Source organism: Paraburkholderia sp. SIMBA_027, assembly GCF_046535315.1.
Lineage (GTDB): Bacteria > Pseudomonadota > Gammaproteobacteria > Burkholderiales > Burkholderiaceae > Paraburkholderia > Paraburkholderia tropica.
The window spans coordinates 518,288-534,871 of sequence record NZ_JAWRWY010000003.1; the positions used below are offsets into that span (position 1 = coordinate 518,288).

Sequence of the window (16,584 nt, forward strand, 5' to 3'; positions counted from 1 at the left end):
AAAAGTATAGACGGTATCCCGATAATCGAAAGGTGCGATTGAGTCTGTGTGTTATGCCGCGTGCATGGATTCAGCCCCGCACCGCGGCGCGTTCGCGCGATTGGCGGTATTCGCCGGGACGCATGCCGGTCCACTTGCGGAAGGCGCGGTGAAAGGCGCTCGGCTCGGCGAAGCCGACGGCGGCCGCCACGTCGGCGACCGCGCGCGCGGGGTCTTGCAGCGCCGCGAGCGCGAGGTCGCGGCGCAGTTCGTCCTTGATCGTCTGGCAACTGTGGCCTTCCTGATGCAGCCGCCGCCGCAGCGTCGCGGGCGCGACGTTGAGCAGCCGCGCGATGGCGTCGGCGTCCGGCCACGCGCTCACGGGCAGGGCGCGCAGCGCCCGCCGCACGCGCGCCGCGAACGCGCCCGGATTGCGATACTTGACGACGAAATTGCCCGGCGCGTTGCGCAGAAACGCGCGCGCGGAACCGGCGGTCTGGATCACCGGCAGGTCGAGAAACGCGGGCGCGAGGTCGAACCACGACCCGGCTTGATCGAAGCCGATGTCGTCGCAGATCATCGACTGGTATTCGTGCGCGTTCGCGGGCGGCGCGCAGCGAAAGCGCGCCGCCACCACCGGAATGCGCCGCCCGACCAGCCAGCTCAGCAAGCCGTAGACGAGGATGAACCACGTCGCGTACGCGAACATCGCGGGCGGCCGCGTGCCCGCGCGATGGACGAGCGTGACGCGCACGCGCGTGGCGTCGATGTCGATTTCGCCCGCGAGGTCGTCGAGCACGAGGCGCATGAAGTGGATGGCGCGCTGCAGCGCCTGGCGGCCCGTGCGCGCGCCGAGCGCCGCGTGCGTCATGGCGACGAAACTGCCGCTTTTCATGGCGTGCGCGTCCTGGCCGAAGAATTCGTCGTCGAGCGCGCGCGCGATGCCCGACCACAGCGCGCCGTATTGCGCCGCGCTCACGCGAGCGCGCGGCGCGTCGAGCAGGTCCGCGCCGATGCCCGCCGCGTCGAGCACCGGCGACACATCGAGCCCCTGGGCGCGCGCGAGCGCCAGCGTCTCGTTGACGAGACTCATCGCGATCGTGCCTTTTTCGCTCACTCTGCTGGTTTTCCCTGACTGCAAGGACTGGCCTCCGGTGGGGTTGTCGCAGACGATATGGTAAATCCGCTCAGTCAGTTTGATCGTGGCGGGCATCGAATGCCGGTGCGCCGATGCCTAAACTTTTCGCGAGCCTTGCAGTGGTGCGCAGCCGGGGCCACAGTGGCAACGAGGCTGTGAGCGACGCCGATGCACGCCACGCGCCGCACGGCACGAGACATGAAGGGGACAAACATGGACGAGTTCTACACCGAAGATCAGCGCATGATCCGCGACGCCGCGCGCGATTTCGCGACCGAGCGCCTCGCGCCCCACGCGGCGCAATGGGACCGCGACGGCAAGCTGCCCGACGACGTCGTCGCGCAACTGGGCGAACTGGGTTTGCTCGGCATGATCGTGCCGCAGGAGCAGGGCGGTTCGTACACCGATTACGTGGCCTACGCGCTGGCGATGGAAGAGATCGCCGCCGGCTGCGCCTCGTGCGCCACGCTCATGAGCGTGCACAACTCGGTGGGCTGCGGGCCGATCCTCCAGTACGGCACCGACGCGCAGAAGGACCGCTGGCTCGCGAAGCTCGCGAGCGGCGAGATGATCGGCGCGTTCTGCCTGACCGAGCCGCAGGCCGGTTCCGAGGCGAACAATCTGCGCACGCGCGCCGAGCTGCGCGACGGCCAGTGGGTGCTCAACGGCAACAAGCAGTTCGTGACCAACGGCGCGCGCGCGAGCCTCGCGATCGTGTTCGCGGTCACCGACCCGGACGCGGGCAAGCGCGGCATTTCCGCGTTCGTCGTGCCCACGGATACGCCCGGTTTCAACGTCGGGCCGCCCGAAAAGAAGATGGGCATTCGCGCCTCGGACACCTGTCCGATCACCTTCACCGATTGCGCGATTCCCGAAGCGAACCTGCTCGGCCAGCGCGGCGAGGGCCTGAAAATCGCGCTGTCGAATCTCGAAGGCGGGCGCATCGGCATCGCGGCGCAGGCGCTCGGCATCGCGCGCGCGGCCTTCGATGCGGCGCGCGCCTATGCGCACGAACGCGTGCAGTTCGGCGAGCCGCTCATCAAGCATCAGAGCGTGGCCAACATGCTGGCGGACATGCATACGCGCCTCAACGCCGCGCGCCATCTCGTGCATCACGCGGCGCGTCTGCGCACGCTCGGCAAGCCGTGTTTGTCGGAGGCGTCGCAAGCCAAGCTCTACGCCTCGGAAATGGCCGAAGAAGTGTGCTCGCACGCCATTCAGATTCACGGCGGCTACGGTTTTCTCAACGACTATCCGGTCGAGCGGCATTACCGCGACGCGCGCATCACGCAGATTTACGAAGGCACGAGCGAAGTGCTGCGCATGGTGATCGCGCGGCAGCTTTGAATATGGAAAGGATGGCTAAATAAATAACGATAGCAACTGGAGACGACGATGACCGGGTTCACCCCTTCCGCGCAGGCCTTCATCGACGCACGCGATCTGCTGCAGCGTCACCGCACCGACTACGCGCGCGCTTACGCGGAATTCGCGTGGCCGAAGCTCGACACCTTCAACTGGGCGCTCGATTACTTCGACGTGATCGCGCGCGGCAACGCGAATCCGGCGCTCTGGATCGTCGACGATCTCGCAAGCGGCGGCACGCAGTATTCGTATGCGCAGATGGCCGAACGCTCGGCGCGCGTGGCGAATTTCCTGCGCGAGCAGGGCGTGGGACGCGGCGATCGTCTGTTGCTGATGCTGCCGAACCGCGTCGAACTCTGGGACGTCATGCTCGCGGCGATGAAGCTCGGTGCCGTGGTGTTGCCCGCCACCACGCAGCTCTCGCCCGACGACGTGCGCGAGCGCGTGGAGGCGGGCGGCGCGCAATACGTCGTGGTCGATGCGGCGGAACTCGCGAAGTTCGACACGCTGGACGCGAACGTGAAGCGCATCGCGGTGGGCGCGCCGGACGTCGGCGCGCCGTGGATCGATCTGTCGCGCGCCTATGCGGCCAGCGCCGCGTTCGTGCCCGACGGCCCGACGCGCGCGAGCGATCCGATGCTGCTCTATTTCACGTCCGGCACGACCTCGAAGCCGAAGCTCGTCGAGCACACGCATCAGAGCTATCCGGTCGGCCATCTGTCGACGATGTACTGGATCGGCCTCGTGCCCGGCGACGTGCACTGGAACATCAGCTCGCCAGGCTGGGCCAAACACGCGTGGAGCTGCTTTTTCGCGCCGTGGAATGCGCAGGCCTGCGTGTTCGTCTACAACTACGCGCGCTTCGTGCCGAAAGAGACGCTCAACGCGATCGTGCAATGCGGCGTGACCACGCTGTGCGCGCCGCCGACCGTGTGGCGCATGCTCGTGCAGGAGCCGCTCGCGAGCTATCCGGTGAAACTGCGCGAGATCGTCGGCGCGGGCGAGCCGCTCAATCCCGAGATCATCGAGCGCGTGCGCCACGCCTGGAACATCACGATCCGCGACGGCTACGGCCAGACCGAAACCACCTGCCAGATCGGCAATTCGCCGGGCCAGCCCGTGGTGGCCGGCTCGATGGGGCGGCCACTGCCGGGCTATCGCGTCGAACTCGTCGATCCCGACGATCAGCCCGTGAACGAAGGCGAAATCGCGCTGCCGCTCGGGCCGGATTCGACGCTGCGTCCGCTCGGCCTGATGACCGGCTACGCGAACAACGCGACGGCGAGCGAGTACGCCATGCGCAACGGTTACTACCACACGTCCGACGTGGCGATGCGCGCCGAAAACGGCTACTACGTCTACGTCGGTCGCGCCGACGACGTGTTCAAATCGTCCGATTACCGGCTCAGTCCGTTCGAACTCGAAAGCGTGCTGATCGAGCACGAAGCGATTGCCGAAGCGGCCGTGGTGCCGAGCCCCGACGAACTGCGTCTCTCGGTGCCGAAGGCGTTCGTGATCGTGCGTCAGGGCTACGAGATCGGCCCCGATCTCGCGCGCGAAGTGTTCCGTTTTTCGCGCGAGAAACTCGCACCGTACAAGCGCATTCGGCGGCTGCAATTCAGCGATTTGCCGAAGACGATTTCGGGCAAGATCCGCCGCGTCGAACTGCGTCGCCGCGAGATGGATCGCACGCCCGACACCGCGCGCCAGCCCGACGAATACTGGGAAGAGGATTTCCCCGAACTGCGCGGCTAGGTCCGCGCCTGCACGGAGTCACGCCATGATCGAATTCGAATACGTGCACGAGGGCGCGGTTGCGCTCGTCACGCTCACGCGCGCGCCCGCGAACGCCTTCACCGTCGATGGCTTGCGTCAGCTTCAGCAGGTCATTGAAGCGTTCGACCGCGAGGCGCAGGTGCGCGCCATCGTCATCACCGGCAGCGGGCCGAAGTTTTTCAGCGCGGGCGCCGATCTGAACGCTTTCGCCGATGGCGACCGCGAAGCCGCGCGCACGGCGGCCACGGCGTTCGGCGCGGCGTTCGAAACGCTGCAAAACGCGCGCGCGGTGACCATCGCGGCGATCAACGGCTATGCGATGGGCGGCGGGCTCGAATGCGCGCTGGCGTGCGATATCCGCGTGGCAGAAGAACAGGCGCAACTCGCGCTGCCCGAGCCCGCCGTGGGTTTGCTGCCGTGCGGATGCGGCACGCAGACGCTGCCCTGGCTCGTCGGCGAAGGCTGGGCCAAGCGCATCATTCTCACGGGCGAGCGCGTGGATGCGGCCACGGCGCTGCGCATCGGTCTCGTCGAAGAAGTCGTGCCGCAGGGCGGCGCGCGCGAGGCCGCGCTCGCGATGGCGGCGCGCGTCGCCGGGCTGAGTCCGCACGCGGTCGCGTCGAGCAAGGCGCTGATCCATCAGGCGCGCAACGGCGTGCCGCGCGGCGCGGCGCTGGCGGTCGAGCGCGAGCGTTTCGTCGATCTGTTCGATTCGCCCAATCAGCGCGAGGGCGTGAACGCCTTTCTCGAGAAGCGCAAACCGCGCTGGCACAGTGAAATGGAGAGTTAAGTCATGAATGCACGACCGGAAGCCGTGCGGCACGCAGCGGTGGGAACGTCCGCGCAAACGGAAGCCCTATCGCCTGAACAAAGCGAGGTACTGGTTCGCGTGGTCAATCGCGTCGCGATCGTCACGCTCAATCGTCCCGCCGCGCTCAACGCGCTTTCGCATGCGATGGTGCGCGAGCTGGCCGTGCTGCTCGAACGCGTGCGTCACGATCCCGAGGTCGTCGCGCTCGTGCTCGAAGGCGCGGGTCCGAAGGGCTTTTGCGCGGGCGGCGACGTGCGCGCGATCGACCGGCTCGCACGCGCGGGCGAGCGGCTCGGCGAACAGGGCTGGCAGCAGTTTTTCGTCGACGAATACCGGCTCGATTACGCGCTGCATACCTTCGACAAACCGGTCGTCGCGCTGCTCGACGGCGTGACGATGGGCGGCGGCATGGGGCTCGGTCAGGCGGCGTCGCTGCGCGTGGCGACCACGCGTACGAAGATCGCGATGCCGGAGACGCGCATCGGCCTGTTGCCCGACGTGGGCGCGACGCATTTTCTCGCTCGCATGCCCGCGCACATGGAGCTGTATGTGGGGCTCACCGGCGCGCTGCTCAATGGCGCCGACGCGCTGCATCTGCATCTCGCCGATGTCTGCGTGCCGGGCGACTGGCTCGACGGCTACGAGGCGCGGCTCGCGCAGGTGTCGTTCGACGGCGGCGTGTACGACGGGCTGCGGCAGGTGTTCGAGACGTCAGGTCACGACGCGATTGCGAGTCCGCTCGCCGCGCGGGAGCCGCTGATCGCGCGGCATTTCGACCGGCAGGCGCGCGTTGGCGAGATCGTTGCTTCGCTGCGGGCCGATCTCGAAGGCGCGCCGCCCGGTGACGCACGCGCCTGGCGCGAAGCCACGCTCGACGCGCTCACGCACTATTCGCCGACGATGCTCGAAGTCACGCGCGAGGCGCTGCTGCGAGGCCGTCATTCGACGCTCGCGGAGAGCTTTCGCATGGAGCTGGGCATCGTCGTGCGCGCGATCGAGGAGGGCGACTTCTGCGAGGGCGTGCGCGCGCATCTCGTCGACAAGGACCGCACGCCGCACTGGTCGCCCGCGACGCTCGCCGACTTGCGCGAGCCGCGCGTGCAGCATTTTCTCGCCTCGCCGTGGCGCGCGGAGGATCATCCGCTGGCGGATCTGGGCGCGTGATTGCGACACCATGAAAAACGCCCGCCGTGCGCAAGGCACGGCGGGCGTTCTGGTCTGAGCGCGGCGCGCTTACACGCTCACTGCGTTCACAGATAGCTGCAGCAGTAATCGAGCGTTTCGACCACGTCGATGTCGAAGCGGCTCTTGCCCGGCACCGAGAACGATTCGCCCGCCGCGTACGTCTTCCATTCGTCGCTGCCGTCCAGACGGATGCGGCACTTGCCGGCTTGCACTTCCATCAGCTCGGGCGCGTCGGTGCCGAAGTTCAGCTGGCCAGGCAGGATCACGCCAAGCGTCTTGCGCGTGCCGTCCGCGAACAGCACCGTGTGCGAGACGCACTTGCCGTCGAAGTACACGTTGGCCTTGCGGATTACGGAAACCTGGTCGAATTGCGTTGCTGCCGTCATGGCGGTCTTCCTCTGAGTCGTCGTGAATGAATGCGTGGGCGCCTCGCCGCGCAGGGCGGCGCGCGAAGCGCGGCCCGCCATCATACCGGCTCCCGGCGCGTCCTGACATGGCCGCCCGGTCAGCGCCGAACGGTCGCCTGCCACTCATCTTCGCCATGAAATGCGGCCTGCGCGTGCCGCGCGCCTTGCCATCGTCGACGATCCCCAACGCCCTCGCCGCTGAATATTCGGTAATCAGTGTTTACAGAAAAATAACATGTCATTACAATTGCGACGGCAAATGAGAATCATACGCATTTGCAAATAACATAAATTACAGGGGCCGGGAAGTGCTGCGTGGCGCGTGACGCCTGGTGCTATCCCGTCTCCGCCTTCGATCAAGCCGCTCACCATGTCCGCTCACTTCCCGAGTCGGATGCGCACTGTCGCGTCCGTCGCAGCCCTCTATTGCTCCGGATTTTTCGCCGCGACCGCCGCGCATGCGCAAGCTGCGCCGGCCGTGGCCGCATCCAGCGCCGCCGCCACCACGACGCCCACGACGCCCACGCCGAACGCCGCCGACGCCATGCTGCCCGCCGTCAAGGTCAGCTCCTCGGCGCCTTCGGAGATGCAGACGAAGTCGCTTTCGTCGTACAAGTTCACCTCGCCGCTCATCGACACGCCGCGCTCGATCACGGTGATTCCGGAAGAAGTGCTCAAGCAGAAGAACGTCTCGACGTTCCAGGACGCGCTGCGCACGGTGCCGGGCATCACCTTCCTCGGCGGCGACGCGGCGGCGAATCCGTCGGCGGACCGTCCGGTGATTCGCGGCTTCGAGTCGCGCAACTCGATCTTCGTCGACGGCATGCGCGACTCGGGCGTGCAGAACCGCGAGACCTTCGACGTGGAGAACATCAGCGTCGTGAAGGGCCCGGATTCGGTGTACGCGGGGCGCGGTTCGGTGGGCGGCAGCATCGACATCACGACCAAGACGCCGCAGGCCGACAGCTTCATCAACGGCAGCATCGGTCTCGGCACGGACAGCTACCGCCGCGCGACCATCGACTGGAACCAGCAGCTCAACGACACCACCGCGTTCCGCCTGAACGCGATGGGCCACGACGCCGACCAGGCGGGTCGCACCAACGTCTATAGCAAGCGCTGGGGCGTGGCGCCGTCGATCGCGTTCGGCCTGAATTCGCCGACCACGGTCACGCTGAGCTACTACCACCTGAGCAGCTACGACATGCCCGACTTCAGCGTGCCGTTCCGCTCGACGGGCGGCACGCCGGTGCCGAGCAACCGCAGCCAGTTCTACGGCCTGAATTCGCGCGACTATCGCTACGGCCAGACCGATACCGGTGAAGTGAAGGTCGAGCACCGCATCAACGACGCGTGGAAGATCCACAACACGACGATGTTCGGCCGCTCGACGCTCGACTATCTCGCGACCAATCCGCAGATCTCCAGCACGAATCCGAACCTGCTGAGCCTGCAGGCCAAGAGCGGCAAGTACGCGACCAACAGCGTGTCGAACCAGACCGAGGCGAACGGCAAGTTCGATCTTTACGGCATGCGCCACACGCTCACGGCGGGCGTGGAGTTCAGCCACGAGCAGGATCTCTACGAGGGCTATCTCGTCACCGATTCGAAGGGCAACAACATCCGCTCGGGCGGCCCGTGCTCGGTGGCGTACAACTGCACGCCGCTCGGCAGCTGGAACCCGAACAATCCGTGGACCGGCAGCGTGCTGCTCAACGGCGACAAGACCTTCCCCGGCCCGGCGACGCATACGCAGACCAACACCGCCTCGGCGTATCTGTTCGACAGCGTGCAACTGTCGCAGCGCTGGATCTTCAACGCGGGCGTGCGCTTCGACCGTTACGACGTGACGGCCGAGCAAGCGGGCGTGGCGAATCTGAACAACACGTCGAACCTGTTCAGCTATCAGTTCGGCCTCGTCTTCAAGCCGATCGACACGGTGAGCCTGTACGCGTCGTACGGCACGTCGGCGAATCCGCCGGGCGCGAACTCGGGGCTGGGCGGCGGCACCGACCAGCTCACGGCGACCAATCAGGATCTCGCGCCGGAGCGTTCGCGCAATATCGAAGTGGGCGCGAAGTGGGACGTGCTCGACCGCCGTCTGTCGCTGACGACCGCGCTGTTCCAGACCGACAAGACCAACGCGCGCGTGAGCGACGGCCTGGGCGGCACGATCAACGCCGGTTCGCAGCGCGTGCGCGGCTTCGAATTCGGCTTCGCGGGCAACGTGACGGAAAAGTGGGCCGTGTTCGGCGGCTATTCGTATCTCGACGCGATCACAACCAACGCGGGTCCGACGAGCCCGGCGCTCTCCGGCCTGCCGATGGTGATGGTGCCCAAGCACAACTTCACGCTGTGGACGAGCTACGACGTGCTGCCGAAGCTGAACATCGGCGCGGGCGCGACGGTGTCGAGCCTGACGTATGCATCGGTGTCGGCGACCTCGCGCAAGTGGACGCCGGGCTACGCGCGTTTCGACGCCTCGGCGACGTGGCGCGTCTCGAAGAAGGTCGACTTGCAGCTCAACGTGAACAACATCTTCGACAAGAAGTACTACCAGAGCGCGTATCCGATCTACGCGACCTGGGCGCCGGGCCGCTCGGCGATGGTCACGCTGAACTTCTATCAATGATGCGTGGACGCAAGGTGTAAACGGAAAAGGGGCGCTGCGAGCGCCCCTTTTTTTGCGTGTGCGTCATGCACGTGCGTTAAGTGCGACGCGCGCGCTTACTCCGCCGTCACCGTCACCGACGCTTCGGACGTCAGCATCATGAACGTGAAGCTTTCCTGCAGATACAGCTTCACGCTCTTGTCGTCGTGCGAGGCATAGCCGATCGACACGTCCTGACCCAGATGCAGCGCGAAGTCGCCGCCGCGCGTGCTGAGAATGCTGCCGCCTTCGATCGCCGGCGCCCAGATGATCTCGCCGTTCACGAGGCGGCGGATGTGTTCGAGAATCGGATAGCCCTGATCGCTCGCCTCGCTCACGGCCGTGTAGGCGTCCGAGCCGAGCAGCACCGCGTACGGGCCGTCCACGCCCTGCAGGCGTAGTTGTTCAAGCGCCTTGGCGATGACCGTCGGGTAATCGGCGATGTCGGCGGGCATCGGCAGCAGCGGGTTCGACGTGCCTTCGCGAATGCCCGTGATCTGCGCGGCCTTGTAGCCGTCGAAGATCGCGCGGTCTTCGGCGAACGCGAGGCGCGTGGCCGCGTCTTTCGCCGGTTGCCAGTCGGAGTCTTCCGCGCCGCGCTCGACGTCGTCGATGGCTTCGCGCGAGAGTTCGAACGGCACGCGCAGTTCGACGATCGCCTTCACTTCGCGCTGGCGCGCGCGGATGCCGTCGAGCGGCGCTTCGATGCCGTTCTGATGGCCGGTGCCGACCGCGGCGAGCGCGGCGCCGCCGGGGCCGTTCACGTCCACGACGCGGCGGCCCGCCAGCGAGCGCTTGAAGGTGCGCGCGACTTCTTCTTCGATCTGCGACCACGCGGCCGTGGAAATGGGCGCCAGCTCGCGATGGAGGTTATTCATACCGGGGTGCTCCTTTGAGTGATCCGATGGCGAGCGAGCCGTCCGCGTTCGCGGCGGCCGTCTCGGTTTGCGTGTCCGGCGCCGAGGCGTCCGGCGTGTCGATGGTGGCGGCCGCGCCCGGTTCGTGGTCGGCTAGCGCTTCGAGCAGCGGCTGCGACGGCACGAAGAACAGCCCGCCGGTCACGGCGCGGCTGAAGTCGAGCAGGCGGTCGTAGTTGCCTGGCGGCAAACCGACGAACATGTTTTCCAGCATCTGCTCGATGGGCGCGGGCGAGCGCGCGTAGCCGATGAAATACGTGCCGAACTCGCCCGAGCCCGGCCGGCCGAACGGCATGTTGTCGCGCAGGATCTTGATCTCGTTGCCGTCGGCGTCGTCGAGCGTGGTCAGCGAGCTGTGCGACCAGCTCGGCTTCACGTCTTCGTCGAGTTCGATGTCCTGCAACTTGGTGCGCCCGATGATGTGTTCCTGCGCTTCCACGGGCAGCGCGTTCCAGCCCTTCATGTCGTGCAGGTACTTCTGCACCAGCACGTAGCTGCCGCCGCAGAAGTCGGGGTCTTCGTTTTCGCCGATCACGGTGAAATGGACCGCTTCGTTGCCGGTCGGATTCTCGGTGCCGTCGACGAAACCGATCATCGCGCGCATGTCGAAGTTGCGGAAGCCGTGCACTTCGTCCTCGGTCGTCACCGCGCCGTCGAGCTTCTTCATGAGCTGCGTGGCGAGTTCGAAGCAGAGGTCGGTTTCGTCGGCGCGAATGTGCAGCAGGATGTCGCCCGGCGTGGCGACGGCCACGCGCTCGCCCTTGCCGAATTCGCGGAACGGGTGCAATTCGGCGGGACGCGGCTCGCCGAACAGCGTGTCCCATGCGTCGGACGAAAAGCCGACCACGCACGAGAGGTTGCCGGCGGGCACGCGTTTGCCGACGGCGCGCACGAGATTGCCGACGTCCGCGCACCAGGCGCGCACGGCGGCGCGGCTGGCGGCATCCTCGTTGACGGACAGGACGATGAAAAACGCGCTGCGGGTGACGGCGCTGGAGACGGACTGCGGTTCCTGCGTGAGTGAGGCCGGCGTCATGGTGTGGGGTTTCGCTCGTGAAGTCGGATGCGGATACGGCACCGCGCACGCCGCGGCGGCGCGCGGGCGGGGAAGCTTTCGGTTCCCTGCCGGGCGCGCGTGGGGAGCGTGGGGGCCAGTGCCGCATAGTGTAATCAAACTCGCGGAAACAGGCGGTTTGCAGGTAAAAGGCGCGCGTGCGACGATAGCCCTGTCCTGTCCGCGGAGAGATCAGTCATGTGGGACCACACCGAACATGAAGGCTTCGAAATCTGGGTGTTGCCGATTCCGGCATTCGGGCCGCGTTCGCCCGAGCCGCTGTTTCACTACAGCGGCTATATCTGCCGGCACGGCGCGGACGCGCATCTGGACGGGCGCAGCGTGCGCTTTCACGATCTGATGCGCAATTACGTCGGGCCCGATGCGGCGCTCGACGCCGCGTACGCCGACGCGCGCTCGCGCATCGACCGCTTCCACGCCAGCGGCAGTTGGGCCGAGTCGCAGGCCCAGCCGGGCGCGTAGCGATCGCGTCGGTCGCCGCGAACGCCGCGAACGCCTGTGCCAGCAGGGCCGGGCGCAGCTGTCAGGCGGTGCGTGGAATCGCCGCGCTCAATCAGCGGCCGCCGGAAACGACCAGCATGACCGGTCGCCCTTCGCAGCCTTCGCTGCCCGGCATCGTCATGACGCGCCAGCCGGGCGGCTCGCCCGGCGCGGCCAGGTCGGGGCGGCGGACCTGGTCGCTGCCGTCGTTGTCGCGATCCACGTAGGTCGTCAGCACGTTGAACGGCCAGGACGCGCGGCGCAGCCGTTCGTGCACGAGCGAGCCCACCCAGATCGGCGTGTCGGCGGACGCGAGCGCATAGCCGGTCGGCCAGAAGCGCAGCACGTCGCGGCGGCTGCCGGGCCGTTGCGGATCGTCGGGCAGATGCAGGCGCGCGAACACCAGCGGCGACGGCTGGCCGTTGTTCAGCTTCGGCAGCAGCGGCAGCGAGAGCGCGTCGACGTTCGGCGCGACCAGCGAGAGCACGCTCTTGACCGAAAACTGCGTGCCTTCGCTCCAGCCCGCGTCGCGCAGCGCGTGGCTCAGGTCGGCGGCGCTGGCGGCCCACTGGAGCGTCATCGGCTCGCGGCGCTCGCCTTTCATGTCCACGCGGTAGCACGCGAAGGTGCGCCAGAGCGTGTCGGTCCACGCGAGCTGGCTGACGACGACCGGCGGTTCTTCGTCGCGCGATTCGACGGCCGCCACGTGCCCGGCCGCGCCGCGTTGCAGCACGAGCGCCAGCACCAGCACCGCGAGCACGATCGACGGCATCACGTTGCGCTCGGGCGGACGCTGCGGATAGCGCCACAGCGAGAGCAGCACGACCGCCGCGACCCAGATCGAGGCGAAGGCCGCGCCGCCGATTGCGTCGGAGAACAGGAAGCGGTCGAAATAAAGGCCAGCGAAAGTCACCGACACCACGATCGCATTGCCGAGCGTCGCCACGATGGCGGCCTGCGGCATGTTCGCGCGCCGCACGAGCAGGAACATCATGAAGCCGTAGACGATCACCATCGACGCCACGCGGTCGCTCGGGAACACGTATGCGCCCACGTGCGCCGCCGCGCCCACGTCGTGATGGATCAGGATGCGCAGTACGAGGATGAGCGCCTGCGAGACGCCCGCGGCCAGCATCCAGTACGCGATGGTGCGCCAGCGCCGTTCGAGCGCCATCCACGCCGTCACGGTCACGACCAGCAGGGCGAGCGTGAGATTGCTGCCGAGCGTTTCGACGCGCGCGAGCACGTCGTCGGCCCAGGTCGTGTGGATCGAATGCAGAAAGAGGCGCACCGACTGGTCGATCTGCACGAGCGGATCGCCGCGCAGCAGGTTGCTCAGCACGTACGAGAACACGGCGGCGCACAGCGGCACCAGCGCCGTCACCACCAGCACGGCGCCGAGCGCGGGCTGCCTGGGGTCGAGCAGGCGCGCGATGCGCCGCGCCGCGTGGCTTTCGCCGTGCCGCTGGGCCCACTGCGCCGCGCCGCGCCGCGAGGCGCCCGCCCACTGGTCCAGATGCGCGAGCAGCACGTGCGTGAAGCGCCAGATCAGCCAGAACGCGAGCGCGATCATCGCCAGCGCGACCACGAGCCGGAACGACACCGCGCCCGCCAGTTGCAGCGACGCGCCGAACACCACGCCCGGCAGGATATGCGCGGGCGCCCAGACGAGCGCGGAAATCACGTTCATCACGAAAAAGCGCATCGGCGTCATGCCCGCCATGCCCGCGACGATGGGCACCACGGCGCGCAGCGGTCCGACGAAGCGCGCGAGGATCACGCTGCGCGTGCCGTGGCGCGCGAAGTAGGCTTCGGCTTTTTCGAGGATGGCGGGATGCCGGCTGAACGGCCAGACCTTGACGATGGAGTCGCAATAACGGCGGCCGATCCAGAAGCTCAGCGCGTCGCCGGCCACCGCGCCCACGATCGCGCAGACGAACAGCCAGCCGAGATTGAGCGCGCCCGTGCCCGCGAAGGCGCCCGCGATGAACATCGCCGTGCTGCCCGGAAAGAACGTGCCGATGAGGGCGAGCGATTCGAGGAACGCGGCGAACACGACGAACGCGAGCGTCCAGCCGGGATACTCGGCGAGCAGGTGCAGCAACTGGACGTAGGCGTGCTCCATCGACGCGGGTTGGGTGCCTGGTTGGGAGCCGCGCGGGCCGGCGCGGCGGTGGATCGGCGCGGGGCGCGGCGCGCGGCGTCACCGGCGTACTGGTCGTCGTGAGCGAAGCGCGCGTCCCCATCCGCAATATAACCGGGGTCGGATTTGCGCGCGCGGTGCTGCACCGCTACGGTTCCGGCGCGCCGCCGGCTTGCGCCCGCCGTGACGCCGCCGCGCCCATGAAAAAACGCCCCGCAGCGCGCGCGAGGCGCGCGGCGCGGGGCGTTCAGCACGTGTTGCGCTTTCTGTGCGCTTTCCGCGCGTCCGGCTTGCGTCAGTGCTTGACCGCTTCCATCGGCAGCAGGCCGGTCTGGCCGTAGAACTCCTGGGCCGCGAACGCTTCGCGCTCCTTGCGGGCGCGCGCGCTGTTATCGAGGCGCGAGACCGTCCAGATGCCGATGAACGCGAGCGGCACCGACACAAGCGCCGGGTTGTCGAGCATGACGAGCGCGTGGGCGTGATGCAGCACGTCGACCCACACCGACTTCGAGAACAGCGTGAGCAGCACCGAAGCCGCAAGGCCGAGCGCGCCGCCCGCCACCGCACCGCGCGTGGTCATGCCGCGCCAGAAGATCGACATCACCAGCACCGGGAAGTTGGCGCTGGCCGCGACCGCCGCCACCAAACCGACGAGAAACGCCACGTTCGCATGCTCGAACAGGATGCCGAGCGCGATTGCGATCACGCTGAGCGTGAGCGTCGCCACGCGCGAGATGCGCATTTCGCGGCGTTCGTCCTTGCGTCCGCGCGCGAGCCAGCTTGCGTACAGATCGTGCGAGACCGTGGTCGCGCCCGAGAGCGTGAGGCCCGCCACCACGGCGAGGATCGTCGCGAACGTGACCGCCGCGATGAAGCCGTAGAACAGATTGCCGCCCACCGCCTGGGCGAGCTTCACGGCCACCATGTTCGAGCCGCCCAGCAGGTCGCTCGTCAGATTGAAGTGGCCGCCGGCGTCGAGGCGGAAGAACTCCGGATGCTGCGCGAGCAGCGCGATCGCCGAAAAGCCGATCACGAACGTGAGCAGATAAAAATAGCCGATGAAACCCGTCGCATAGAACACCGACTTGCGCGCTTCCTTCGCGTTCGGCACCGTGAAAAAGCGCATCAGGATGTGCGGGAAGCCCGCCGTGCCGAACATCAGCGCGATGCCGAGCGAGAGCGCGTTGAGCGGGTCGCGGATCAGCTTGCCGGGCGCCATGATGCTGAGCGCGCCCGGATGCACGTTCACGGCCTGGCGGAACATCTCGTTCGGGCTGAAGCCGAATTGCGCGAGCGCGAGAATCGCCATGAGCGTCGCGCCGCACAGCAGCAGCGCGGCCTTGATGAGTTGCACCCACGTGGTCGCGGTCATGCCACCGAAGAACACGTAGATCACCATCAGCGCGCCCACCACGATTTCGGCGATCCAGTAGTCGAGGCCGAACAGCAGTTCGATCAGCTTGCCCGCGCCCACCATCTGCACGACCAGGTAGAAGATCACTACGACGAGCGAATTGGCCGAGGTCATCATGCGGATCGGGCCTTGCGCGAAGCGATAGGCGACGACGTCGGCGAAGGTGAATTTGCCGAGATTGCGCAGCGGTTCGGCGATCAGGAACATCACGAACGGCCAGCCGACGAGGAAGCCGATCGAATAGATCAGGCCGTCGAAGCCGAAGATGAACACCATGCCCGAGAGGCCGAGAAACGAGGCCGCCGACATGTAATCGCCGGCGATGGCGAGGCCGTTCTGGAAGCCGGTGATGCCGCCGCCGCCGGTGTAGAAGTCGCGCGTGGTGCGCGTGCGGCGCGCGGCCCATTGCGTGATGCCGAGCGTGACGAGCACGAACAGCAGGAACATGCCGATCGCCACCGGATTGTGCTGATGCGGCGGCATGGGCGCGGCCGGGCCGGCGGGCACGTTGGCGTGCGCGAGCACGGAGGCCGTGGCGAGCGCGAGCGCGGCGAATGAACGAAGCGGGCGCGTCATGCCGTCACCTCGTGTTGCAGCCGGGCGATGAGCGCGCGCATGGCCGGGTCGAAGCGGCGATTGGCGCGCAGCACGTAGAAACCGGTCAGCGCGATCGCGCCGAGGATGATGCCCACGCCGACCAGAATGCCGACGCTCGTGGTCGCGCCCGCATACAGCGGATGCGCGAGCTGATGCGGCGCGAGCGCGACGATCAGGATGAAGCCGTAATACAGGGCGATCATGAGCGCGGTGAGCGAGAAGCTGAAGCGGCGTCGTGCCGCGACGAGCTGCCGGTACTCGGGATGCGCCTTGATCGTGTCGATCGAGGATGAGGCCATAGGTGTCTCCTTGCCAGTGCCGCCGGATAGGCGACGGACGAACGGGGCCGGGCCACCTTCACGGGGTTGCCTGACGCTTTCTCCGACGGGAACGCTGTTGTTGTGTCTTTGAATGCGCCGCGCCGCTGGAGAGCGGGGCGGCGCGCGCGCTATTTATTCGCGTCTTGTGGGTGCTGCGTGTTTCAGGTTTTGTGCTTCGGGTTTCGCGCTTTATGCGAGCGTGTTCACGAGTTCCGGCACGGCCGTGAACAGATCGCCGACGAGACCGTAATCGGCTACGGTGAAAATCGGCGCTTCCTCGTCCTTGTTGATCGCGACGATCACCTTCGAATCTTTCATGCCCGCGAG

Annotated in this window: 13 protein-coding genes and 1 pseudogene; 6 read left to right on the forward strand and 8 right to left on the reverse strand. The window is 67.2% G+C overall.

All coding sequences use genetic code 11. The annotated features are described in order from the left end of the window. Positions 1–70: 70 nt before the first annotated feature. Complete coding sequence (locus SB764_RS07970) at positions 71–1,072, reverse strand: AraC family transcriptional regulator ligand-binding domain-containing protein (RefSeq protein ID WP_410863157.1); 1,002 nt, start codon at positions 1,070–1,072, stop codon at positions 71–73. Positions 1,073–1,330: 258 nt separating this feature from the next. On the opposite strand from SB764_RS07970, the gene SB764_RS07975 reads away from it, so the two are divergent. From SB764_RS07975 to SB764_RS07990, 4 genes are read left to right on the forward strand one after another with little or no spacing between them, the layout of a single operon-like run. Further along, positions 1,331–2,464, forward strand: coding sequence for an acyl-CoA dehydrogenase family protein (locus SB764_RS07975; protein WP_410863159.1), 1,134 nt, complete (start codon positions 1,331–1,333; stop codon positions 2,462–2,464). A gap of 48 nt (positions 2,465–2,512) precedes the next feature. Then, complete coding sequence (locus SB764_RS07980) at positions 2,513–4,237, forward strand: AMP-binding protein (RefSeq protein WP_074981332.1); 1,725 nt, start codon at positions 2,513–2,515, stop codon at positions 4,235–4,237. Between the two features lie 25 nt (positions 4,238–4,262). Beyond that, the gene (locus SB764_RS07985; RefSeq protein ID WP_410863141.1) at positions 4,263–5,048 is read left to right on the forward strand and encodes an enoyl-CoA hydratase; all 786 of its coding nucleotides are present in this window, start codon (positions 4,263–4,265) and stop codon (positions 5,046–5,048) included. 3 nt (positions 5,049–5,051) lie between these two features. After that, the gene (locus SB764_RS07990; protein WP_410863142.1) at positions 5,052–6,233 is read left to right on the forward strand and encodes an enoyl-CoA hydratase/isomerase family protein; all 1,182 of its coding nucleotides are present in this window, start codon (positions 5,052–5,054) and stop codon (positions 6,231–6,233) included. 86 nt (positions 6,234–6,319) lie between these two features. Here SB764_RS07990 and SB764_RS07995 read toward each other — a convergent pair whose 3' ends face one another. After that, positions 6,320–6,640, reverse strand: coding sequence for a pyrimidine/purine nucleoside phosphorylase (locus SB764_RS07995; RefSeq protein ID WP_065057737.1), 321 nt, complete (start codon positions 6,638–6,640; stop codon positions 6,320–6,322). A 391-nt stretch (positions 6,641–7,031) separates the two neighbouring features. Here SB764_RS07995 and SB764_RS08000 point away from each other — a divergent pair, with 391 nt between their 5' ends. After that, the gene (locus tag SB764_RS08000) at positions 7,032–9,293 is read left to right on the forward strand and encodes a TonB-dependent siderophore receptor (RefSeq protein ID WP_321903292.1); all 2,262 of its coding nucleotides are present in this window, start codon (positions 7,032–7,034) and stop codon (positions 9,291–9,293) included. Between the two features lie 95 nt (positions 9,294–9,388). On the opposite strand, the gene SB764_RS08005 is transcribed toward SB764_RS08000, so the two are convergent. Beyond that, complete coding sequence (locus SB764_RS08005) at positions 9,389–10,189, reverse strand: family 1 encapsulin nanocompartment shell protein (RefSeq protein WP_065057709.1); 801 nt, start codon at positions 10,187–10,189, stop codon at positions 9,389–9,391. Beyond that, positions 10,182–11,264, reverse strand: coding sequence for a Dyp-type peroxidase (locus SB764_RS08010; protein ID WP_065057710.1), 1,083 nt, complete (start codon positions 11,262–11,264; stop codon positions 10,182–10,184). The genes SB764_RS08005 and SB764_RS08010 overlap by 8 nt, the downstream gene beginning before the upstream one ends. Positions 11,265–11,480: 216 nt before the next feature. Between SB764_RS08010 and SB764_RS08015 the strand changes: the two genes are divergently transcribed. Next, positions 11,481–11,765 (forward strand): hypothetical protein, encoded by a 285-nt coding sequence (locus SB764_RS08015; RefSeq protein WP_321854516.1) that lies wholly within the window; start codon positions 11,481–11,483, stop codon positions 11,763–11,765. 91 nt (positions 11,766–11,856) lie between these two features. Here SB764_RS08015 and SB764_RS08020 read toward each other — a convergent pair whose 3' ends face one another. From SB764_RS08020 to SB764_RS08035, 4 genes and pseudogenes are all read right to left on the reverse strand, one after another. After that, a complete protein-coding gene (locus tag SB764_RS08020) occupies positions 11,857–13,908 on the reverse strand; it encodes a VTT domain-containing protein (protein WP_321865888.1) in 2,052 nt (683 codons plus the stop codon). Between the two features lie 313 nt (positions 13,909–14,221). Then, positions 14,222–15,916 (reverse strand): cation acetate symporter, encoded by a 1,695-nt coding sequence (locus SB764_RS08025; RefSeq protein WP_065057713.1) that lies wholly within the window; start codon positions 15,914–15,916, stop codon positions 14,222–14,224. After that, positions 15,913–16,236, reverse strand: coding sequence for a DUF485 domain-containing protein (locus tag SB764_RS08030; RefSeq protein WP_065057714.1), 324 nt, complete (start codon positions 16,234–16,236; stop codon positions 15,913–15,915). Before SB764_RS08030 ends, SB764_RS08025 begins: the two co-directional genes overlap by 4 nt. A gap of 210 nt (positions 16,237–16,446) precedes the next feature. Beyond that, a pseudogene (locus SB764_RS08035) lies at positions 16,447–16,584 on the reverse strand (electron transfer flavoprotein subunit alpha/FixB family protein); the annotation flags it as partial.